Raw genomic sequence first — 22,800 nt, 5'->3', positions numbered from 1 at the left:
CCCCACTGCCCACCCGTCTCCACCAGGGCTTCCGTGCGCGTCAGCATCCCCGCCCCCGACACCGTGAGCTCCACGCGACTGACGTCGCTGGCACTCAGCAACTGGGGCACCGTCACCACCACCTGCGCGCGTCCCTCCGGCGCTGGCCGCAGTGGCTCTCCGCACCCGGCCAACGTCAGCACCAAGCCCAGGGCTAACAACATCAGCCCGCTTCGATTCACGCTTCGCATGAACAGCTCCAGCGCGTGGGACTTCGAAGGGCCCCCTCCTCCAGCGCCTGCCGCGCCCACGCGGACGGAAGCACTCTTCAGCAGGAGAGGGGGCCCGAGACTCTAGGGGTGGTCTCCGGTGTTGCGCTCCTGAGTCACTCTGGCGCCGGGGAAGTCCCTCATGACTCCCGCTCCCTGTTGTCGCTACCCCAAAAACCCGGCCGCCGCGTCACGAGCGCATCACAGCCCCCCCGACAGCGCGTCAATGCGAGTGAGCGAGGCACGCGACGTCATCGGCCGATTGCATCGACGATGCGGCGGGGCGGAACTACCAAGGAGGATATGCCGCATTGAGCCTCCGCCCGCGCATGTCTGGAGTCGCATCCACGCGACGAAGACACGCACAAGATGGGATTGGGCTTACCACTCCACCACCGCGACATCCCTCCCCCCAGCCTGGCACAAGTATGCCGTTCCTCCCCACGCAAGAGCACGTAACCAACGCCTGTGCCCACTCAACACGCAAGGGCTCTCATGGAAGGAGGCGGGCAGTCTCCCTTATGCACTTTGATCTGGACACGAAGTCAATCATGTACAGAAGGGCCTTCTCGCGGTGGGCGCCGCCCCTACCACGCGGGTCTGACATGGCCGCAATGGCAGTGAATCCAGCAAGTTGACGCGTATTTCCACCCTGGTTACCTAAGAGGGGACCCTATTTCTCCGCGCCAATTGGGCCGGAAAGGAAGCCAGCAATGACCAAGAAGAATGTCCATACCGTCCCGTCCAAGGGTGGCTCGGGGTGGGACAATAAGGTCGGTGGTGAAGTCGTTAGCCACCACCACAAGAAGGAGACTGCCGTCGAGAAGGGCCGGTCCATTGCGCGGGCGAATGAGGCTGAACACGTCATTCACGACAAGGGGGGCAAGATTCAGCAGAGCAACAGCTATGGGAATGACCCCAACCCGCCGAAGGACCAGCGATAGCTGAGCTTTGCCCCACCGCTGCTCGCGCTCGTTAGCGCGAGCAGCGGCGCTCCAAAGCTCGGCTGATGCGTCTATTCGAAGGCGCCAGCCGGCTCTGCTGAAGGAGCACGCCGCTTTCGCTTCGGAGCCTCCTTCTTCACGGGCGCGACAGTTGGCGGAGGAGGAGGAGAATCCACCGCCGGTACACCGGGACCTGACACAGGATGCGCCTCGGGCCGAACAAGGCCGTCCCATCGCGATGCCCCCTTCCACCCCACAACGAAGGCCAAGCCGAGCGCGAGGACGCAAACGAGTCCCCAATAAACTTTCCAGGCAGCTCGTTTCGCCGTCCCAAGCCATCTGGGCGTCCGCCGCACCTCTTCATGGGGCAACGCTGCCGAGGGTAGTTGCGCGGGCAGCGCCCGCACACGTGGAGCCACCCCAGGGTCTGGATTGCGCGAGGCTCCACCAGAAGGCAGCACAACCACGGGACGCGGGGTAGCCGGAACCTGAGGTGCAGCAGGCAGCGGCGTGACAAGACGCACCGGCGTGGACTGCTTCGGCAGCGGCTGGACTCGCCGGAAGAGTCGAGCGACGAGGTGCGCCGCAACGGAGGGAGTCCGTGCCCGGTAGGCAGCGAAGCGCTGTGCCTCCACCCTCGTCCTGGCGTGCCCCACGGCCACAATACACGGCTTCGTCAGCTGGCAAAGGGCTCGAGCGACCACCGGCGAGTTGAAGGGCTGCAAGTCAATCCGCGAGCCCCCTCCGCGGGCTAGGACGACCACTTCCGCACCGCCCTTCTGCGCCCTGCGGAGACCATCCGCGATGGACTCCTCGTCGTAGAGCCCTACCGGAATGAGCTCCACCTGAACGCGGGTGCCGATGGTGTCTTCGAGCTGACCGCTGAAGTCCGCCACCGCTTCGCTCCCCTCGGACGTGACGAGCGCCACGCGTGTGAAGGGCCTGGTGACCTTCGGGGGTGGGAACAGGCGTCCCGCTGCGATGGCGTCGAGCTCGGCCTGCTGTCGGCCATGCCGACTCGAGGGGCCGCGGTCCGTCCAACTCTTCGCCATGAAGCGCACGTCGATGCCGCCGCGCTCCTCATCCACGAAGGCCCTTGCACTGCCCTCGAACTCCACCATGTGCGCCAACCCAGGGCGCCAAGTGCAATCCTCCGGGAGCACCACCCAGACGCGCTTGTCGAAGCCACGGGTGTCGGCCAGACACACCCTGCGCCCGCGCACCTCCACGACCTCACCCACCAGAATCATATCCCGCGGCGGCAAGGCCTTTCGCGCCATGGGCTGGACGTCGTCAGAGATGAGCTGGATGACCGACCGGATGGAGAAGTACTGCGGCTTCTGCTTTCCAAGTCCCCGCTGCATGCGCCCTCCCTCGCACCGGACACCATACCTGACCCGTGGGCAGAGGTATGCCAAGCAGGACTGACATGACGTTGCAGGGTCGAAAGCGACCTGACGTCAGTCGACGTGACCAAGCGGCCTTCTCCCGGAAAGTTCGCCCCAGGATCCCTATCAGCTCCGGCGCTTCTGGCTCTGACGAACATGCATGACGGACATGCCCCCCGACTGGTGCTGCGCACAGTCTTGCTAGTTCACGCAGCCCCCTCCTCGCCCACTTTGTACTAACTGGTCCGCCTCCCCCATAGGTCCCCATTCCGCATATACTTATCGCGGCTGAAGCGGCATAAACGCCACTGCCCATGCTCCCTGATATACTCCTCATCTGCGCCCTGAAAGATGAATACGACCAAGTTCGAGCTATCACTGACGGGCTCCTCGACCCGGGGTGGGTGGAAAGCACGGGCCCCAATGGTTGGATCGTGGCCGATGGCAGCTTCGCAACCTCGACCGGGCCCGCCCTGAGCATTCGAACCACGTGGGCGGGCCATATGGGGCGGGAGCGGGCTCAGGCCGTCGCGAGCATGCTCATCCAGGCGCAGCCCGCGCGTTGCATCGCAATGAGTGGGATCTGCGCTGGACGCCGGGGCAAGGTGGCTCTCGGAGATGTGATCTTCGCTAACCAGATGTGGTCCTACGACGCAGGCAAGCTGATCGTGGAAACCGGTGTGCAGCGATTCCATGGGGAAACGTTTCCCTATCGCTCTCATCCCACCTGGATACAGCGCATGCAGAGAGTTTCAATTCCGGCAACTGCCTCCTGGCTCAGCCAGCGGCCCCTGCTACCGCTGGAGCACCAAGAGGATTGGGCGCTGCTGCGGATCCTAGCAGGCGAAGATCCTCGCCAGAGTGCCTCATTTGATGCGGTGTGCCCAGACTGGAGCGTAATTCTTCAACGTCTCTGGAATCGCCAATGGGTGGACAAGTCCCTCACTCTCACCAACACGGGTAGGGCATATGCCGCCGAACTTGCTCTGCTCTATCCCCGGGGTCTCCCTCCTCCACGCGCATTTCAGGTCCACGTCGCGCCCATCGCCACGGGAGCTTCAGTTACCGAGGATGAAGGCATCTTTCCGCGCCTCGCCAACTCCATGCGCACCGTGCTGGGGGTAGAGATGGAGGCTAGCGCTCTGGGGGCCTTGGGAGAATTCTTTGAGGTGCCGGTGGTAGTAGCCAAGGCAGTTTCGGACTACGGCGACACTTTCAAGGACGATCGCTACCGCCATTTCGCCGCGCGAGCATCTGCCGAGTGTCTACTTTCCCTGCTGCGTAACTCGGTCGATCTGCTCCATGGCCGGGGTGCGGTGCCCTCGACACCCTCCAAAGAGAGCCCTGTTGCGCCCAACGCACCTGCTCCCTGGACGAACCGGCCCGGCATTGAGTTGCCCCGTGACCTGCTCCTTGTGCTCGCCGAGGAGTACCCGGATGTGAAGGACGCGCGCGCACTATGGGGGCGCGCGGGTGGCAAGGCCAGTGAAGTGGAGAACATCTCGCGGCCACAGGATCTCTGGCAGCGACTCTGGACTCGGAGTACGCAAGGTGCCTCTGTCCGTCCCGAGGCACTGTTGCGAGCGGCCCTGGAGGACCTTCCCAGCAACACAGTACTACTGCACTACGTCAAGACGCTCGAGTAGCCGGCAGGTTCACCCGCTGTGCTGCAGAGCTCCACCTCCACTGGTAAGGGGTCGTCGCGCCCGCTCGGAGAATTAAATGACTGGATTTCTGACCGATCTGCTGGCTGCCGGTCTCATCGAGAATCTTGGCGGGGACGACGAGCGCTTCGCGAAAATGGAGCGCGCTGCCAAGACACTCGCTGAGGAGTTCCGTGCCACTCCCACGAGGCTTATTAGCGCCATCCTCGCTGGCCTCGATCCTGAGATCCCAGCGGAGGAGCCTGCCATTGCGCAGGCGGCTCAAGCGCTTGTCAGTGAGTGGAAGTCCATGAACTCCGTGCATACCAGCCCCCCCATCAAGTTGTTCCGGGCCATCCTGCTTGAGGGCTGCGCCCAGGCCGCGGAGGGGAAGAACGCCGCCATCCTGTGGTTAACCGCCGCTGACACGCTACCGCTCCTGCGCATGGGGAAAGAGGAACCGGTGGTGCGCAGGATGCTCGAGATGGCGGCGACGCGCACCGAAGAGCTGGCGCTTGTGTTCCCTTCGCTACCTGCAAAAAAACGGCAGACAATGCCCTCGGTCGTGGCGAAGCCTGCGGTGGAGGCTCCGAAACCTCGCAAGGTGAAGCGACAGGACCTATTGATGCGGGTTGCGGCGGCAGCGGGTCCAAACTACCGCAACAACATCAGCGAAGTTGACAATCCAAATCCTTTCTTTTCCAACAATGGAGGCCATTGGTCCTGGGAATTTGCTGACCGGATGCGCGATGTGCTCGCCGATGAACTCGATAAAACAGCAGCTGAGTTCAGCACGTACACAGTTCAACTCAGCCAGCACGTCAAGAATTCCGAGACCGAACTAGTTACGACACTTGGCGACGCGCTTGCTTCGCAGCAACGCTGGGTGCAAGGCGCATTAGAGGCCAGTGAAGCCCGCCAGAATACCGCTCGACTTCGCCTAGACGTCCTCTGGTGGTCCGAAGCGCTCTATTCGCAGTCCGTGCATTGCAGCTACAGGGAACTGCCGCCCGCCCTCGCTGCCGTCGTCATGGCCATCGATCTCCTTGACCAAGTCACGATGCCCACCCCTGCTAGCGTCAGCTACTTGCTGTCGGAGACCGTGAGCCAGCTTCCCGAAGCAAGCTTCAGTCATGCACAGGTTCTGCCGGAGCTACTCGGCGCACTCCGAAAGCTCCGAGAGCGACTCCCCAAGAGCTGGACGAATCCACTGAGCCCTCCGCCAACTGAAGGCCGATTGAGCTTGCGCGATCTGGTCATCCTGACACTGGGGGACCGGGAGTTTGACCTCGATAAGTCCGTGAAGCGTGCCGGGCTCTCCGGCGAAATCTCGATGAGCCTTCCAGAATTCGCGCGAGCCCTGTTTCGGCAGGAGCAGGCTGTGCGCCTCGCAAGGAGCGCAGAATGAAGGGGCGTTGCTCGAACTCCCAATGCTTCGTTCACGATGGCGAGGCCTGTGCCCTTGGACACCTTCGTCACGCTGAGTGCTCTTCCTGGACAACCACTGAGTCTAAGGTTGAGGCTACTGCCTCCCCCTCCGTGACGTCGGCGCGGGTCCCTTGGTCAGGCAGCGCCTTGGGGCTGGCTGATCTCTCAAACTTAGTGTCGCGAGGGCGCTCCATCTTGGTAGGCATGCTGGGAGCTCACGATGCAGGAAAAACTACCCTACTGGTAGGTAACTACCTCCAGCTGCTTCGGGGACGTACGTTGGCGGAAGCACGCTTCGCTGGGTCCCGCACCCTAGGAGCATGGGAGTCCCTGGCGGCCTGGACACGCTTCGATGATGCTGCGCGCCCTCCATCGTTTCCACCTCACACTCCTCGGGGTACCAGCCGGGTTCCGGGGCTGCTTCACCTCGCGTTACGAGACCCAAAGGAGGACCTTCGCGACCTGTTGCTCACCGATGCTCCTGGGGAATGGTTCACGCGCTGGTCGATTCAGGAAGACGCTCCAGACGCCGAGGGCGCGCGTTGGATCGTCCGGCATGCGGACGCCTTTATGGTTCTCGCGGACTCCGCTCGTCTGAGTGGTCCCACGCGAGGCCAGGCCCGGAATGAAGTTCGTCAGCTTTTGGAGCGATTGGGTAACCACGTCGACGGCAGACCGACCGTGTTGGTGTGGTCCAAGGCAGACCACAAGCCTGGTGAGGTCATTCGCGAAGCGCTCCGGCGCGCGTTGGACGAGCACATCCCCCACGCAACCCAAGTTGAGTGCAGCACCGAGTCAGGAGAGTCGCTAGCGACCGCACTGGACGCAGCGGTCCGCGACGCCTGGACGCCGGCTCGAGCCAGTCCCGTACTCGAGCCGGTACTCCAGCACCAGCCCTTCGCGGTCTTTCGAGGGACTCGTGCGCACTCCTGAGCTGGTACTCCTCGGCGGTCCACACAGCGGGAAGACTCACTATGCCGGTCAGCTCTACGGCCGGGTGCGACGGCGACCGGGACTGCTTCGGCTCCAAGCCGACCGGGGTACGCCATCAAATCTCAGTGCTTTGGAGGAGGTCCTTCGCTGTCTGGAAGAAGGCCGCGCCGCAGAACACACCTCAGCGGACACATGGGCCGAGGTCTTGCTGCCTCTTGCGGACAAGCACGGCAATGCCATGGATCTCCGCTGGCCGGACTACGGCGGTGAACAGCTGCGTCAGGTCTTCGAACAGCGCGCAGTGCCGGAGGCTTGGAGGTCGCGTCTGACTCAAGCGGAGGGGTGGGTGTTACTCATCCGACTCAAGAGCGAGACCACCTATTCTGATGCATTAAGTGAACTGACCAAGCGCTTAGAGCCTCGAAACGATACCACCGAACGTGCAGCTCACTGGGACGCCAACGCCTACTGGGTAGAGCTCCTGCAGCTTTTGCTGCATGTCGCTGGAGTAGGCCAGATCGCTCGCCACCGGCGGCCTCGCCTTGCCGTACTCCTCTCCTGCTACGACGAGTTCGCGACGGCCGATTCCGGGCAGGTTTGGGCGCCTCCCCGACAGTCACTCGCTAATCACCTTCCACTCGTGTCGTCGTTTATCGAGAGCAACTGGGCCTCCGACGCACTGACGATCTGGGGACTCTCTGCGCTGGGGCGTCCCCTGGTGAGAAACGGCGCCGAGGAGACGTTCATCGACGAAGGGCCGGAGAACCAGGGATGGGTTATTCCTCCAGAAGGAGGGCCCCCTGAGCCGGACCTGAGCCGGCCTCTAGCGTGGCTCGTGGGAGTGCGATGATTCGCCCTGTTCGCGCTCGGTACGGAGCCCACGACAACATGCACGCGCTGTTGGAGTGGGAGGAGAATTCCGTCCAACCGCCAGCGGTGCTGCTGGGTTTGACCGACAAGCCTCCTGGCGCCTACGCCCCCGGAGAACGATGGTGGCCCTCCGTAGGGTGTGGACCTGTGGAGACCTGGTGGGCCCTTTGGTGGACTAGACCGGACGAGCAGGCACGCCGGGGTGGAATGGTGCGCAGTGAAGTCTTGCTGTGGCGCCTCGATGAAGTAGGCGCCGTCGACAGCCTGCTCCCAGCACTCGAGACGCTCAGTGGCCAGGAATCGATCCCATTGCCTGGGTCCGCGTTGTTAGGGGGCGTCGCGGAGGCGCTGTTGGAGACGAATACTGGACCACCAGTTGTGACGGATATGGATGCATGGCCGGGCATCATCGCGGCCCTTTGGGCCCAGCTCTGGCCAGCGGCCCGGCGTGCGTTCTCCGCACGGGTGGCAATTAGCCCCCCCCAAGGCGGCGAATCAGTGACTCGCCCCTGGCTCTTCGGTGTGCCTGCGCAACGAGTTGTGCAGTGGAGGGGGCATCGGTTGATCACACTCCCACCCAAGCTTCAGCTCAGCCGAGCAGCCAGATGGCTCGTGGGGGAAATGGATCAGACTTTCGATGAGGTGCGCACTGCCTGCTCCCCTTTGCCAGCTGACCTGGGAAGCCTTGTCCGAGTGGCACGTGCCGCAGATCGCTTGGAGATCCTACGCGAGACTCAAGAGCCACAGCAGGCACTGAACTTCCTGCGAACGATTTTGACTCTGGCTGTCGGGCCTAAATGCGCCGTAGCACTGAAGAGGGAGAGTCAGAGTATCCTGGTACGGGGCCTCACCGAGGCACCGACCACCTTCGTGCGGTCACTCGCGAACCTCTCTCTAGCACATCTTCCCGAGGGGAAGGCTCTTGAGAACGCGGTCAAGGATTGGATCAGCCGCAAAGCCTCAGAGCTAGCTGCAGAGGAGTCGTCGCAAGTATTGGCGCTACTGTCGCCGGAACGGGCGGAGAACTGGTGGCGACAGGCCGTTCATACAGGCCTTGCGTCTGGGATAGCCCATCTCGACGGCCGCTGGGCCTTGGCAGCACTCCGCTGGTTGGCACTCCCCCATGCAGCAGAATCCCTCCGAACGATTCTTCCCCCGGCTGAGGAAGTAGAGCAACGCTTGCTCGCCGTCACTTCCGACGCTGAGTTGAATGAGACTGAGCTACAGCAGCTTCGGCAACAGGCAGTGGACCGCCGATGGCCCCGGTTGCATGCGTGGGCGGCGATGCAGACGTCTTCACCGCATGAAGCATTTCAGGCCCAGCTGACCTTTCCGGGCGACTCATCTGCTGGCTTGGCGCTCCTCGTTGAGCGCTTGCCGGGAAAGACGGTTGTCCAGGAGGCAATCTCATTAGAGAATGCGAAGCTCATTGAGCTGGTAGCACTTCGAACGGCACGAGAGCCCGAATTGTTGCGCCCCCTGGACGCGGGCAACCCAAGGTGGCGAGCGCTGTGGGCAGCGCACGTGCGGGAAGGGGGCACGAGTTGGCCCCCGGGTGTCAACCGCGAATCTCTCGGGCGGAGTCTCCTAGATGCGGTTCTCGCTGGAGACGAGCCGGAAGGACTCGTTGCATCATTGGCTGAAGGCCTAGCCGGCATAGCTCTCGATTACCCTGAGCGATCTTCCATATGGGCGACGTTGAGCAGCACGGGACGAGCTGCGCTGCTTCATCGAGTGACTGAAGCTCTCGTCCAACGATGTGAAGCGGGTCATGCTATTCCGAACGTTGAGCGTCCGCTGGCCGAAGCCATTTTGAGCCGGGCTCGTCAGGCGTGTCCCTCCGTGCGGGTATTTTCAACGCTCATAAACTGGGATGTGGCATTGGGCGAAGAAGAGGCGCTTAAGTGGATGGCGCGATTCGCGCGCACTGACTGGGCACTAGTCACGGACTCCGTGGGCCGAGCCATTCTAGCGAGGAAATGGGTTCGTGCAGCCAAAATCCTCTACAACCATTACTGGAAGGTGCCCGAGTTACGACCTGCTGTGAATGCGTGCCAGGAACTGCTTCCAACCTGGGAACGCTTTAAACTGTCATGGCACTGGCCACTGGGACCGTCCTCAAGTACAATTGATACATTCCTGGTGAACCGCGTGGCTGAACTGGGGGCAAGCCTTGCTCCAGATCATCTGGACTATCTATGGGAACGCGCAGGTGGAGAGCGCAAACGCCTGAAGACCTATGGAACGCCCGATTTTCGCTGGCGAGATGCCGCAACTCTCTCAAGGAACGGTTCACTGCCGGGTGGATTGGTCGCACTGGTTCAGGAGTTGCTAGTTCTGTATCCGCACAATCACGACCTGCAAGAGCTGTCGGCAATGCTGGCTAACCAGCATTGAGCTCGGACAGGTGTGCCGACCCAAAATTCGGTCGCTGCTTCATGAGGACATCGAGTCTTCATCCGGCGGTGCGACAAGGCGGGCGAGGTCATCTGAACGGCCAGCCAAGTGCGGTCCAGCCTGCCGCCAGCTTCAGGCTGGGTGCTCCCTGTGCACGGCCACCTTTGAAGAATGCTGGACGCCCTCCCCAATCCGCGACTTCCGGGAACAACAGCGGCGAGGTTTGCGAACACTCAATCAGGCCCCGAATTTTCCCGATTTCACCTAACCCTAGGATGTTTCTCGTGTTTTCCGTCGCAGTCTCTGGAGAGAAGGCCGAGAACGAGTTCGCGCAGGGCTTCATTTGGGGCGCTGACTGAAAGGCCCTGCCAACTGGCAGGGCCTTTTTGTTTAACACGGGCCGCGCGATGAAAATCGCAGGGCCTTCGTGCTTGAGCCCCTGAATCTCAAGGGATTTTGGCTCGCGGTGCTGAAGAGGGCGCTCTCAGCTCTCCACCCCGCAGACCGAGATGCCCCCTCTTCTCCGCCGCAGGTTGGGCTCTCTGGAGCGCTCTTTCGCCCGTTTTGGGGAGAGAGAGGCCGAGAGTGGTTAACAGTTCTGTTAACCACTGCGGGCGACCGATTCCAACAATCCTGGGCTTTCGATGTCGTACCTTCCAGGGTTGCTTCGCTTCCCTGTCTCCAGGACAGCTCGGAGCATTTCGGCGACGGATTGGCCCCCGTGGCTGTTAACCGAGAGAACGAAACGCCCCCGACCTTTACTGGGTACTCGTGATTTCGTCGCGCGGCGCAGACTCTTCAAGACAGCTCTCAGATTGTCTCGGCCGCGCTTCTCGACCGCCACGGTTCTCTCCCCGCCGCTCTGCTCGTTTCCACGCTCGGCACATCCCCTCGAAAGGGACTCCGGCCCAACGGCCCTGTCGAAACTCGCCCCGCGCTTTGGGCAGAGGATTCGGACGACGCAGAGCACCCCATTTCTCGCGACCTGAGCCGACCGCTCTCCAGGCTCGCCAAGCGACTTCGAACGAAGACCGCTCAAACGCGCAACCCTGGCGTTGGTCGAGTACGGCTGTGCGAAAGTTGGGTCGCTGACCAGTTGAAGCGGGCGACACCAGAGCAGTTCCAGCGTTTCAGAGCGGAACTCTTTGGCCATCGGGTTTCGTCGGGGCGCTCCTATTCGTTGGGCGAAGCTGGAACGAGCGAGCGTTTCGACACCGGTGCACCTTCACACCGCTTCAATCAAATCCGGCTGATCCGCACTGAGAGAACCTGATTGGCTCTTTGGTCGAGGTAGAGCGCGTGACGTTCATTCCTAATGCTGGCACTTAGCGCGGCCCGCCTCAAAAAGCCGCTTTCAGCGGCCATGCGGTTCGTAGTCGATGCATTCGATTGCGAACTGAGCGTTCTCGCCTATCGTTTCCAATCCCCTGTACGTGCGGCGGTCCTGCGCAGCGAGTCGCATCAACTCCGGGCGAGCGCGACGGCAGCGCATCGTCCCGAGCGCGAAAACGGCGTTGTAGAGAATCTCTACGGACGGATGTTGCAGGAGAGGGATGAGGACATCAGCGGCACGCTCGTAAACGTCGCCCCCGTTCAGGTGACCAACCTGATTGCCCAGCGACTCTATGGCCTGGCCTCGCAGGCTCTCGGTCGCGGCCGGGTCGATGATGGTTGCGTGGAGCGCATCGAGGGTGAGGTCCGTGCCTGGGCTCAGTTCCCCGAGCAACCACGCGGCCACCTCCTGTCCATGCCTAGAATCGCCTCGTTGCAGGACGTTGGTCACTTCGGAAAGCACCGTACGATCCTTCCTGCGGGCGAGTTCCTTTGCGGCTTCGATGCACTCCAACTGCGAGCCCGTGGCCAAGCGTCGAACAAGGTCAGCAGCTGGCAACTCCTCATCCATCCTCGGAATCTTGGGGCTGCCCAAGTCCTCAGTCCAGCGGCTTGCAACGCAGGTGGCCACCAGCGCGTAGAGGCCGGCGAGGTTTTCGCCCGCGGCCTGAAAGTACCATCCCTCCCCCATCCCTGAAACCAGCGGTGGACCGTCTTGTAGGGCGGGTACTTCTCCCGCGGCAGTTCGCTCCACTGGGCCCCAGTGCGCAGAATCCACAAGATGCCGTCCCATAGTGCTCGTGATGGAGTGGGCGTTCGCCCAGGCCGGTCCTCCCGCTTCAACTCCCGCGCGGGAGTAGCGGCTCAATCAGCCTCCACTGTTCATCCGTCAGGTCCAGCGGTCAGCTTCGAATATGGCCATCCCCTCCATGTCGATCAGCGGCTCGCCCTGCGCCCTCATGCCTGCTCGCTCAATTTCGAGACCAGCTCTAGATTTTCTTCGGTCGCGCATCAGTCGGGACTCAACTGGAACCATCAACCTTGCGTTCGACAATGCGCAGGGCGCATGCTTTAACTGTAGTTCTGCGATCCTGGAGTTCCGTGAGAGCTTCCAAGAGATCAAACTGAATGTGACCGTTCCAGGGGGAGGGTGATGCTCCTTGAGCTTGTTAGGTCCGCAAACAAGGCTGGTGTGGAAGCTGCACTAAGGGTTCGTGCCGCCAGTGCTGAGGAACTGGCGTCCGCACTGTGTGCGGCTGTTCTTGCCGGCGATGCAGAAATACTCGAGCTGCTGCTCCAGACTGGGGCGAACCCGAACGTGCCGCCGTCCGGAACACATTGGGGAGCGCTGCATGTCGCAGTGGAGCAGGAGCAGCTAGAGCTGATTCCGATGCTGATTGCTCGTGGGGCAGACGTGAATCTTCCGGATGCCAACCGGATGACGCCGCTACATCATGCGATAGACATTGAGGCTGATGGAGCGTCGCAGCGTGGAGAGCGCCCGTCCGCTCATGTGACGCGGCTTCTTCTTGCGCATGGCGCTCAGCCCAACGCATGCGATCGCAATGGGCGAACTCCGCTCGAGCTTTCCCGGAACTACCAGCATGAGGATGCGATTGCGGCCCTTGAGCAAGCTCAGAAGAGCTGATACCAAGAGTGCACCAATTGAGGGCTTGGTGTCGCGCTGGATGTGGCCCGTGGCCTTCACCCGGGCCAAGTCGGCGTGCCCCCGGTCGCGGATGAGTTCCCGCTCAAGCTGCGCCGTGCTGGCGGTGAGCGTCAACGCGCTGGGGAAGGCCACCTACTCCGGATACCTCTCCATCGAGACGGACGGGACGACGCTCACCGTTTCCGGCACCAAGGACGCCCCCCTTTACGGGGAAACGGGCTCCGGTAACTACTACGTGGCCACCTTTCAGGACTTCTTCACCAGCGAGATAGGGCCATCCATCGTCGCGTTCTAGTGTCGCGACACACGGGGGTGGCCCGCGCCCATCCAGGAGCCCCCCCTACAAGGGAGCATCCGCCTTCGTAGATTCCCGTTCGGGAGCGGGCGAAGCGTCCACAGGCGAGGGTTTCTGTAGCTTCTTCTGGAGTCATTGCTGCCGCTCCAGTTCGTCCGCAAGGATGGCAGCCTCAAGCGCATCCGCGAGCGGACAGTCCACGACTCCAGCCTCTTTAGCGGCGTCACGAATGATTTCAGCCCTGGAACCAGGATTGATATTGGGGAGAGCGTTCCAAAGCCGCTTTCCCTCGGTCGACCGAGCGCGCTCGGCAGCCCACGAGGCGGCCAGTGTCAGGACATCCTCCTCCTTTGTAATTGGAAGCTCGCGCACCTTCGAGCGCTCCACTGCATGGCAGGTATTCTCCATGTCCCACTTGTAGAAGCCACAAGCGGAGGCAAGCGCGGCAATAAGCCCTCCAAGAAACGGTCGCAGCATCACTCGAATGTTCATGGCAACGCAAACCACCGCGACACCCGTATCTACCCCAAACTCGGCCGCTGCGTCACGAGCGCACCAAGGCCACTCCATTCAGCGCGTCAATGCGAGTGAGCGAAGCGCGCGGTGCCGAACGCCTCTGACTTGGTGGCCTACGGCGTGGGAGAGGATGGCACCGGCCTCTTCTGGCCGTGACTCTGGGTGGCAGCGAGTCGGTGGATTCGTGATTCATTGGCCGTGAGCCGGGGCCATCAGCCCCCGACTCACGGCGCCTGTCCGGCGGGATGGAAGCTCCGCGCCCTCAGATGTTGATGCTCTGGGGGATGGCCGAGGGGATGAAGTAGGGATAGGGGAAGAGGCGCGTCGTGTTCCGCTGCTGGATGAGGGCGCCGATGCGCCCTAGGTCCTCCTGGAAGACCTTCAGGTGGCCGTGCACGTGCCGGTTCTTGAACCACGTGGGAGCGTAGTCACCAAGCTTCGTATGGTGCACAGAGCCAAGCAGGGTGAGGATGTCCATCTGCTGGGCGGCCATGTCCATCGGCGGGTACTGGTCGAGGCCCATGTTGAGCGCGGCCTCGGCGCGGGTGGTGGGCGCGGCGCGGTAGGCGGCGCTGGGCGCGATAGGCACGAACGTCATGACCCCGGCCTGGGCGAAATTCACCGCCGCGTGTTGTGCGCTGCCTGTGAAGATGACCATGGTGAGCGCCTGGATGAGGTAGTCCACCGTGGTCAGCTTGCCCGGGATGCCGTCCTCACCGAAGCCCTTCACTCGGCCGCCATCCTTCGCGGCCACCTCGGCACTCCACTTCTGGAGCGCGGCGTCCTCGGTCACCGCCGAGTCCGTGCTGTAGTAGACGCCCACGTACGCGCGCACCCAGTTCTCGATGGCGCCCCACACCAGCCGTGCATCATCACGGTAGGGGTAGTCCAGGTCGGGCTCGGTCATCCCGCGCTGCCGCAGGGCGTGAGGCAGCATGCCCTGGTTGAAGTCGAATGACGAATCCTTCAGCAGCGACTCCACCGCGACCGTCCGGCTGGACTGGATGGTGCCGCCCAGCATCTGATCCACCTTCCCGCCCGGCGCGATGAGCTTCTCCGCCGCGGACTGGTTGATGCTCAGCGTGCCCTCGAAGTGCGGCCGCAAGAGCAGGCTCACCGGGTGGTCATCCGGAAGGTTGCGATGGGTGGCGACCACGAAGGGCTCCACGAGCAGGTGCGTGTGAGCCAGATGCGAGATGAGCTCGTGGTGGTTCACGTCCGCCACGGAGACGACCGTCTTGGCCTGCATCCAGGCCTCGCCATCCGCAGGCGTGAAGAGCGGGTAGGCGCTCGCGTCCTGGCCGCAGCGGATACCCAGGGGACGCAGCCGGCGAAGACCACTGCCCGCGGGCAGGCCGAAGAGGGCACGGGGCGCGAAGCAGTACTTGGGGCCGTCCGGGAAGTTGCCGTTGATGACCCGGGCGAGCGCCTTGTAGTCCGCCAGATACAACCGTCCCTCGTCGAGCGCGAGCTGGACCGTGTCATCCTCGCCGAGCACGGCGCGCAGGGACGCGTCCGTCAGCCCGAGCGTGTCCTCCAGCGCGCGGGCCTTGCGTAGAACGAGCGGGTTGAAGCCCGCTACGCGCAGCCAGGCGAAGGTCGCGTCCTCCTCGTAGCTCGGTGCCACCGCGGGCAGAGGGAGCGTGGTGAAGAGATTGAAGTAGTCGAGCATCGAGCCTGGCCGGCCTGTGGGTTTGATCGTGATGGCCTCCATCACCAGCTTGAACACGTCGAACACGCTGCCCAGCTCGTGGTTGAAGGCCTTGCGGGCCAGGAGCGCGGCCTTCGCGGCCAGTTCGGCGGCCTCGCCGAACTCGTGGAACTCGCCGAACAGGTTGCCCGCCATCGTCGAAGACGGGGGAAGCGCCTTGAGGTGGCTGAGTTCCATCCGCCCCACGCCGACATGGGACAGGTCCACGCTCAACGACGGGGCGGTGGGCGCCGCGCCCTCATGCGTGCGCTGCTCCTGCTCGTGAATCCAGTGCAGACGGTTGTTCGCGATGCGGAGGAGCTGCACGACGACCTGTCCCCACCATTCCAGCGTGGGGCGTTGACTCGCCGGGACGTCCTGGGCCAGCGCGAGCGGGGCGACGTAGGTGTAGTTGTACTGATATTCAGACGTGGCTGGCTCACTGCGAGACGATGCGGCTTGCGCGGAGGTCGAGGATTCACTGCGCGACGACACGATTGGCGTGGTTGACATTGTCACTTCCCATGGAATGGCGGAGCCATTTGACCTGCGGTCCGCGACGTCTGTCATTGCAACGTCAATACCAATTGCCTCCATACAGAGGCATTCCTACTCCCCGGGTATATGGGGGTTTCCACGCGCCAGCAGGCGGGTCGCGCGGGCTGCTCCCCTGTCAGGGAGAGGTCATCCATGGACTTGCTCAGGCTGCTGAGCTTGTCCAGGGCGGAGAGCGGGAGGGGTAGGAAATGCCGTCTGACCTGAGACGTATCATGGGAGCAGACATGACGCGTCATGATGCGCCGCTGACGTGTCAATGACGGGTACACGCAGCCTCTCCAGCGCGGCGCGCGCACACCTTCCTTGGCCAGCCAAAGCTGGCGCAGCGGCGAATACGACTGTCTGCAGGAATGCTTCGCGCCCGCCACGCCCATGGCGAATCAACTGGCACTGCTGGTGGGCGTGAAGTCCCAGAGACGGGGACGGGCTGCGACACGTAGCCGCAACTGCTCATCAGCGCCGGCGCGCCGAGTGTCCAGCTTCACCAACGTCCCCAGGCACGGGGCTTCCGCACGCGGGTCGACCGACATGGCATGGCGAACCAGCGCGGGAGAAGAGTCAGGAGCCTCCATCGCTCGACAGCCGGGTACACGCAGGGCCTGCGCCCGGTTCCACCAAAGAAAACGGGCCCGACGCGATGGACGCACCGGGCCCGCCCTCCTGCTTCACGACGCGAACAAGCGCCTCAGCCGCCGAGCGCCACGTTCTCCAGTACGCCCAGCGCGTCGGGGACGAGCACGGCGGCGGAGTAGTAGGTGCTCACCAGGTACTGGGTGAGGGCCTGGTCGTTGATGGCCATGCGCTTCACGGTGAGGCTCGGCTCCACCTCGTCGGGGATGCCCGCGTTGTGCAGGCCCACCACGCCCTGGTCTTCCTGACCGGTGCGCATGGCGATGATGGAGGTGGTGTTCTCCCGGGTGATGGGCAGCTTGTCGCACGGGAGGATGGGCACCCCGCGCCAGGCCTGGAACTTCGCCCCGCCCACGTCCACCACCGTCGGGTACAGACCGCGCTTGTTGCACTCCCGGCCGAACGCCGCGATGGCGCGCGGGTGGGCCAGGAAGTAGCGCGTCTTGCGACGGCGCGATACCAGCTCGTCCATGTCGTCCGGCGTCGGGGGCCCCGAGCGGGTGTGGATGCGCTGCTTGAGGTCGGCGTTGTGCAGCAGGCCGAACTCGGGGTTGTTGATGAGCTCCCACTCCTTGCGCTCCTTCAGCGCCTCGATGGTCAGCCGCAACTGCTCCTGCGTCTGGTTCATCGGGTCGTTGAAGATGTCCGACACGCGGGTGTGCACGCGCAGGATGGTCTGCGCCACGCTCAGCTCGTACTCGCGCGGCTTCAGCTCGTAGTCCACGAAGCCGCCGGCGATGATCGGCTCGCCGTGGTGGCCCGCCGTCAGCGGGATGGCCGCCTGGCCCGCCTTGTCCTGGGGCTTCTTCAGGTTCGCCTTGTAGCGCTCCACGTGCGCCTTCAGCGCCGGGGACTGGGTGATGAGGGACTCGAACGTATCCTGCGTCAGCGCCATCACCGTGCAGGCCGTGACGGCCTTGACGGTGAAGGGCCACACGTCGTTCGACTCCACCACCGCCTGGTCGCCGAAGTGGTCGCCGTCCGCCAGCGTCTCCAGCACCACGGGGTCGCCGTACTTGCCGGCCATCAGCTTCTGCGCCTTGCCGTGGGCGATGAGGATGACGTGCTCGGCGGACCTGCCCGCCTCCACGATGGTGTCCCCCGCCTTGTACTGCTGCTGGGTGAAACGGCCCGCCAGCGTGCGGATGAGCAGGTCATCCACGTCCTGGAAGCCCCGCATCAGCGGCAGCTTGAGCAGCTCCTGCGGGATGATCTCCACCTTGACGCCGATGTTGCTGAAGTTCAGCCGGTCGTCGCCCACGGTGTACGTCAGCCGCCGGTTCACGCGGTACGTGCCGCCGGACACCTGCACCCAGGGCAGGATGCTCAGCAGGTAGCGGGGCGAGATGCCCTGCATCACCGGCTGCGTCTTGGTGGTCGTCGCGAGCTGGCGGGCGCCGGCCGTGCTCAGGCTGGTGCCTTCGTTCACCGCCAGGTCCTTGTCTGGATTCGCCATGAGAATGCCTTCCGTTCGGTTGCGCAGTCAGGGGGACGACGACTAGGAGCGGCCCAGCTCGACGCTCTCCAGGATGCCCAGCGCGTCCGGCGTGAGCACCGCCGCGGAGAAGTACGCGGTCACCAGGTAGTTCATGATGGCCTTCTCGTTGATGCCCATGAACCGGACGTTGAGGCTGGGCTCAATCTCATCCGGGATGCCCGCCTGGTGCAGGCCCACGACGCCCTGGTTCTTCTCACCCGCGCGCATCAGCATGATGGACGTGGTGCGCGACTCGCTGATGGGCAGCTTGTTGCAGGAAACGATGGGGATGCCGCGCCACGCGGGCACCATGTTCCCGTTCATGTCGATGCTGGTGGGGTAGATGCCGCGCTTGTTGCACTCCTGCCCGAACGCGGCGATGGCGCGCGGGTGGGCCAGGAAGAACGACGGCTCCTTCCACACCGTGGCCAGGAGCTCGTCCATATCGTCCGGCGTCGGCGCGCCAGAGCGGGTGTGGATGCGCTGCTTGAGGTCCGCGTTGTGCAGCAGGCCGAACTCGCGGTTGTTGATGAGCTCGTGCTCCTTGCGCTCCTTCAGCGCCTCCACGGTCAGCCGCAGCTGCTGCTGCGTCTGGTTCATGGGGTCGTTGAAGAGGTCCGCGACGCGCGTGTGGATCTGGAGGACGGTCTGCGCGACGGCCAGCTCGTACTCGCGCGGGTGCGTCTCGTAGTCCACGAAGGTGCCGGGCAGCACCGGCTCGCCGTGGTGGCCGGCGGCCAGCTCGATGGCCTTCTGGCCGGCGGTGTCCTGCTTCTTCTTGGAGCGGGCCTTGAATTTCTCGATGTGCTTCTGCAGCGACGGCACCTGCGCCACCACCGCCTCGAAGGCGGACTGCTGGAGGATGAGCGCGATGACCGGCGTGACGGCCTTGGCCGTGAACTGCCAGTAGTCCTGCGACTCCAGCAACGCCTGGTAGCTGTAGTGGTCGCCGTCCGCCAGCGTCTCCAGCACCACCGGCTCGCCGTACTTGCCGCGGCCGATGCGGTTCACCTTGCCGTGCGCGATGAGGACGATGGAGTCCGCTTCCTTGCCGGCCTCGGTGATGACCTCACCGGCCTTGAACTCCTTCTGCTCGAAGCGGTTGGCCAGCGCGGTGAGCGCGTCCACGTCCTCGTAGCCGCGCAGCAAGGGCAGCTCGCCCAGCTCCTGCGGAATCACCTGCACCTTGGCGCCGGTGCTGGTGAAGGTGACGCGGCCGTCCCCCACCGCGTAGGTCATGCGGCGGTTGACGCGGAACGTACCGCCGGACACCTGCACCCACGGCAACAGCTTGAGCAGCCACCGCGAGGAGATGCCCTGCATCTGCGGCTCGGACTTGGTCGTCGTCGCCAGCTGACGCGCCGCCTGCGTGCCGAGGCTCTGGTTGTTGTCGTCGAACTTCTTGATGTCGTTGGACATGGTTCACCCCTCTCCAGGTTGAAGAATCAAAAGGCTTCGGACTGCGGTTGAACTCAGGGCTTGCCACCGCGGAACAGCTCGGCGATGCGCATCGCGGACATGCCCAGGCCGGAGACCTTCCCGGCCTTGAACTTGGGCGACGCGTCGTGGATGAGCTCGGTCTCCGTGTAGCGGGTCACCTCCGCGTGCCACCGCGGGATGCCCGCCATCCACTGCTGGAGCTGCTCCACGTACTTGTGCAGCTTCTCCTGCGCCTTCGCATCCAGGCCGAAGGTGCGGATGACCACCGGCAGCTCCTTGGCCACCAGGTGCTCGAATTGCTTCATGCGCGCGGTCATCAGCTCATTGACCGTGAGCACCGCCGTGTCCTTGTCTACGCCGAGGAACTTCTGGACCACGAGCACGCAATTGTTGAGCTCGCCCTCGAACTCAATCTCCTTCTGATAGGAGAAGAGGTCGTTGACGAAGCAGGCGTAGTCCGCGGCGGAGTTCTCCAGCCCGCGCAGCGTGCGGGTGTTGAAGACGTCCTCCGGCACCGCGTCTCCCTTGGAGAGGCGCGACAGGCTCATGGTGAGGTCCGAGCCGAACGTCTTGCGGCGCATCTCCACGTAGTCCACGGGGTCCGGCACGCGGTTGAGCAGCTGGTTGTTCAGCTCCCACACCCAGCTGTCCGTCATGTCCTGGATGGCCTTGCGGAACAGCTTGCGGCTGCGCGGCGACAGCGGGCCGGCGGTGCGCTTCCACAGGTCCGCCAAGCCCAGCTCCACCGGGTTGGTGGGCACCGCGGCGTTGGCGGCCTCCACGTCATCCGGCATGAACTGGCCAAGCCGCGCGGTGAACAGCTTCGCGCCCGCCATGTCCCGCGTGTTCGCGTAGAGCATGGGGAAGTAGTCGTCCGCGTAGGTGCCCCAGACGAGCCAGCACGCCGTCAGGTCCAGCTGCTCCGGGGTCGCGTCCGGGTGGATGTACGCGCCGCAGAGGGCCACGTCCGCCGCGTCGAACTTGTGGTCGTCCCAGACGTAGAACCCCACGACGGGAACCACCTCCAGCATGCCCACCCGCCGCGCCCACGCCTTGGAGTTCTTGCGCGCGCGATCCAGGTGCGGGCTCAAGTACGTGCTGTACGGCATGTAGAACGGCGGCAGCTTCGTGGGGCCCACGTGCTGGCGGGGTACGTGGCTCAGCGAGCGGGCGCGGGGCCCCAGCCCCAGCCCGCCGGCCGTCAGCGGCAGCCGCAGCGCGGAGGTACCCAGGCCCGAGGGCACGGGAATGGACAGCGCCGGGCGCTCCTCCGAGTGCTGGTTCATGTAGCGATTGGAGCGCATGTGCCACTCGTGGCCGCCGGACTGCCAGTCCTGGAGTCCGCGCAGGTACGTGAGCACCTGCGCCTGCTCCACCGGGTTGAGCCCGTACTCCGCGAACAGCCACGGCAGCTCCGTGGCGAAGGTGGTCTCGAACTGCTGGAGCCGCGACGTCAGCAGGTCGTTGACCAGCTCCGCCGCGCGCTGGGTGTCGCAGTCGAGGAACGTCTCCACCACCAGCACGCCGTTGGAGAGCTCGCCCTCCTCCAGGATTTCGCGCTCGTAGGAGAACAGGTCGTTGCGCAGGTGCACCGCGTCCGAGAACGTGTCCTTGAAGACGCGCATCGGCCGGCTCTTCACCACGCGGTCCGGTATCTCCGCGGCGACGGCGTGCTCCACCAGGTCCGACGACCAGGGCGCGCCGCCCACCTTGCGGCGCATCTCGATGTACTCGATGGGATTGGAGATGCGCGCCTCGCTGATGTTCTCGATCTCCCACATCGACTCATCGAGCAGGTGCTTGGTGTTCTCGAAGAAGCGGCGGCGCCAGTCCATGGACATGGACGACACCGTGCGCTGCCACAGGTCCCACAGGGCGCGCTCGACCGGGTTGACGGGCTCCGGCGGCGTCTGGGACATGTCCAGCGGCATGAACAGCGGCAGCCGGTCCAGGTAGGCCTGGCCGCCCTTCACGTCGCGCGAGTACTTGAAGACCTCCAGGAAGTGGTCGTCGAAGTAGAAGACCCAGACGTACCAGTCCGTGATGAGGTCCAGCTCCGGCCCCGGCGCCTCCGGGTGCGTGTACGCACAGAGCAGCGCGTAGTCCATGCCGTCGAAGCGGCGCTCGGACCACACCTCCCGGTCCGTCCCATCCCGCGGCGGCCCCAGGATGCCCATCTGGTATGACCACGCCTTCGTGTGCGCGCGGGCCGACTCCAGGTTCGGGTTCAGCCGCGCCGGCCAGGGCACGTAGAACTCCGGTAGCTGGAATGGTTGCTTCTGCCTCCCCTTCGACATCCACACCTCTCGTTGGTCCCGAGGAATTGCGCTGACGTCCAGCGGTCAACTCCACGAATGACAGTCTGATTCGAAAAAATATACCAATCCCTCAATAGGGATTCGCGGAGATTTGCGACGGCCCACCCGGCTCAATGGGTGAACAGACAAGAGTCCATCTCCGCTGCGCGAAGTCCGGGACGAAGCAAGCCTTGAGGAAGCGCAGCGGGTACCGCGTGAGCAGGCACCCCCGTCGAGCGAGCCGCCCCAGCACCAACTTGCCGGGCCACATGCGGCGCCATCCACCCGAAAGAATGTTCCGAGTCGCCCCCGTTTCTGCGGGCATCGCCTGCTCGGCAGCACTGATGCATTTGACTCCGCCCTGCTCTTCTTCATCGCGCGAAACGGACGCAGTTGGCTTCAGGGGGGTCACTTCATCCCCCTCCGGCGCGCCTGGCGTCACCCCGCCAAAGGACTCCCGTCACTCACAGGCGATAAACCAAGGTTCGAAGCAATGACACACGAATTCACAACCGCCTGTTTCACGAATGACTCCATTCATCGAACCTGAGTCAAGCCCCTGCAACGACGGTGCCATGATGCGCCAGGCCGCATCCAGCGTGATTTGAGGAGGATGAAACAGCCAGGCTCCGTGTTTGACACGTCAGCCGCAGTTGCTGACGCGTCAACTGGCCTCATGACACGCCCGTCTGCGGCGCCTTGACTCACAGCGGGGCTCGGCTGAGCCGAGCCGCTGCCCATGCGCGCTAGGATGCTGGCCGCGCGGGGCTCCGACGGCAGCCCCGCAGCCCCGCAGCCACGCGTCCCGCCACCGCCAGCGCCGCGAAGCCCGCCGCGCTGCTGGCCAAACCCGCCGCCATGGGGAAGTCCCCGCGAGACACCACCTTCGCGGGGCCCAGGTCGGCCTTCGCCTGGGTTCGCACCCACTCCAGCAGCCGCAGCACGCGGTCGCGCTCGCTGCCCTTCGCGGTGTGCCCGTTGAGCTCCACCTGGTCGCTCGCGGCGCCGAACTCCACCGTGGTCGTCACCGACAGCGGCGACAGCG

The 22,800-nt window shown here is 63.9% G+C and carries 16 protein-coding genes and 3 pseudogenes; 9 read left to right on the top strand and 10 right to left on the bottom strand.

Going from position 1 to position 22,800, the window contains the following annotated elements; genetic code table 11:
- Positions 1-203 (bottom strand): hypothetical protein (locus tag FL344_RS33735; protein WP_194863355.1); only part of this gene is annotated, 203 nt, incomplete at its 3' end.
- Positions 204-961: 758 nt separating this feature from the next.
- On the opposite strand from FL344_RS33735, the gene FL344_RS33730 reads away from it, so the two are divergent.
- A complete protein-coding gene (locus tag FL344_RS33730) occupies positions 962-1,192 on the top strand; it encodes a DUF2188 domain-containing protein (RefSeq protein WP_141621409.1) in 231 nt (76 codons plus the stop codon).
- A 71-nt stretch (positions 1,193-1,263) separates the two neighbouring features.
- Here FL344_RS33730 and FL344_RS33725 read toward each other — a convergent pair whose 3' ends face one another.
- Complete coding sequence (locus FL344_RS33725; protein WP_141621408.1) at positions 1,264-2,556, bottom strand: exodeoxyribonuclease VII large subunit; 1,293 nt, start codon at positions 2,554-2,556, stop codon at positions 1,264-1,266.
- Between the two features lie 338 nt (positions 2,557-2,894).
- On the opposite strand from FL344_RS33725, the gene FL344_RS33720 reads away from it, so the two are divergent.
- The 6 genes and pseudogenes from FL344_RS33720 (at position 2,895) to FL344_RS33710 (ending at position 9,851) form a co-directional block, all read left to right on the top strand.
- Positions 2,895-4,226 carry an effector-associated domain EAD1-containing protein gene (locus FL344_RS33720; protein WP_141621407.1) on the top strand — a complete coding sequence of 444 codons (1,332 nt, stop codon included), beginning with the start codon at positions 2,895-2,897 and terminating at the stop codon, positions 4,224-4,226.
- Between the two features lie 76 nt (positions 4,227-4,302).
- Positions 4,303-5,631 (top strand): GTPase-associated system all-helical protein GASH, encoded by a 1,329-nt coding sequence (locus FL344_RS33715; RefSeq protein ID WP_141621406.1) that lies wholly within the window; start codon positions 4,303-4,305, stop codon positions 5,629-5,631.
- Entirely contained in the window at positions 5,628-6,584 is a 957-nt protein-coding gene (locus FL344_RS40140) for a GTPase domain-containing protein (protein ID WP_141621405.1), read from the top strand. Before FL344_RS33715 ends, FL344_RS40140 begins: the two co-directional genes overlap by 4 nt.
- The gene (locus FL344_RS38755; RefSeq protein ID WP_141621404.1) at positions 6,571-7,434 is read left to right on the top strand and encodes a hypothetical protein; all 864 of its coding nucleotides are present in this window, start codon (positions 6,571-6,573) and stop codon (positions 7,432-7,434) included. Before FL344_RS40140 ends, FL344_RS38755 begins: the two co-directional genes overlap by 14 nt.
- Positions 7,431-7,721: pseudogene (locus FL344_RS40135) on the top strand (hypothetical protein); the annotation flags it as partial. The gene FL344_RS38755 and the pseudogene FL344_RS40135, both read left to right, overlap by 4 nt.
- Positions 7,722-9,188: 1,467 nt before the next feature.
- On the top strand, positions 9,189-9,851 hold the full coding sequence (locus FL344_RS33710) for an effector-associated domain EAD1-containing protein (RefSeq protein WP_141621403.1): 663 nt from the start codon (positions 9,189-9,191) through the stop codon (positions 9,849-9,851).
- 1,354 nt (positions 9,852-11,205) lie between these two features.
- On the opposite strand, the gene FL344_RS39500 is transcribed toward FL344_RS33710, so the two are convergent.
- Complete coding sequence (locus FL344_RS39500; protein ID WP_141621402.1) at positions 11,206-11,874, bottom strand: HEAT repeat domain-containing protein; 669 nt, start codon at positions 11,872-11,874, stop codon at positions 11,206-11,208.
- 35 nt (positions 11,875-11,909) lie between these two features.
- Positions 11,910-11,963, bottom strand: a pseudogene (locus FL344_RS40130) (hypothetical protein); the annotation flags it as partial.
- Between the two features lie 373 nt (positions 11,964-12,336).
- On the opposite strand from FL344_RS40130, the gene FL344_RS33695 reads away from it, so the two are divergent.
- Together FL344_RS33695 and FL344_RS33690 are read left to right on the top strand one after the other, a co-directional pair.
- Positions 12,337-12,831, top strand: coding sequence for an ankyrin repeat domain-containing protein (locus FL344_RS33695; protein ID WP_141621400.1), 495 nt, complete (start codon positions 12,337-12,339; stop codon positions 12,829-12,831).
- Positions 12,832-12,922: 91 nt separating this feature from the next.
- Positions 12,923-13,147 (top strand): hypothetical protein, encoded by a 225-nt coding sequence (locus tag FL344_RS33690; protein WP_141621399.1) that lies wholly within the window; start codon positions 12,923-12,925, stop codon positions 13,145-13,147.
- A 132-nt stretch (positions 13,148-13,279) separates the two neighbouring features.
- On the opposite strand, the gene FL344_RS33685 is transcribed toward FL344_RS33690, so the two are convergent.
- From FL344_RS33685 to FL344_RS33660, 6 genes and pseudogenes are all read right to left on the bottom strand, one after another.
- On the bottom strand, positions 13,280-13,639 hold the full coding sequence (locus tag FL344_RS33685; protein ID WP_141621398.1) for a hypothetical protein: 360 nt from the start codon (positions 13,637-13,639) through the stop codon (positions 13,280-13,282).
- A 286-nt stretch (positions 13,640-13,925) separates the two neighbouring features.
- Positions 13,926-15,848 carry a lipoxygenase family protein gene (locus FL344_RS33680; RefSeq protein WP_194863353.1) on the bottom strand — a complete coding sequence of 641 codons (1,923 nt, stop codon included), beginning with the start codon at positions 15,846-15,848 and terminating at the stop codon, positions 13,926-13,928.
- A 748-nt stretch (positions 15,849-16,596) separates the two neighbouring features.
- Positions 16,597-17,997, bottom strand: coding sequence for a family 2B encapsulin nanocompartment shell protein (locus tag FL344_RS33675; protein ID WP_141621396.1), 1,401 nt, complete (start codon positions 17,995-17,997; stop codon positions 16,597-16,599).
- A 42-nt stretch (positions 17,998-18,039) separates the two neighbouring features.
- Positions 18,040-19,437: a family 2B encapsulin nanocompartment shell protein gene (locus FL344_RS33670; protein ID WP_141594373.1), complete on the bottom strand. Its 1,398-nt coding sequence runs from the start codon at positions 19,435-19,437 to the stop codon at positions 18,040-18,042.
- 53 nt (positions 19,438-19,490) lie between these two features.
- Positions 19,491-21,755, bottom strand: coding sequence for a family 2 encapsulin nanocompartment cargo protein terpene cyclase (locus FL344_RS33665; protein ID WP_141621395.1), 2,265 nt, complete (start codon positions 21,753-21,755; stop codon positions 19,491-19,493).
- Between the two features lie 723 nt (positions 21,756-22,478).
- A pseudogene (locus FL344_RS33660) lies at positions 22,479-22,800 on the bottom strand (diphosphomevalonate decarboxylase); the annotation flags it as partial.

The sequence above is a fragment of the Myxococcus sp. AB036A genome (assembly GCF_006547355.1).
Taxonomy (GTDB): Bacteria; Myxococcota; Myxococcia; order Myxococcales; family Myxococcaceae; genus Myxococcus; species Myxococcus virescens.
The sequence above is the reverse complement of the archived record's forward strand: the minus strand, read 5'-3'. Positions and strand labels throughout refer to the sequence as shown.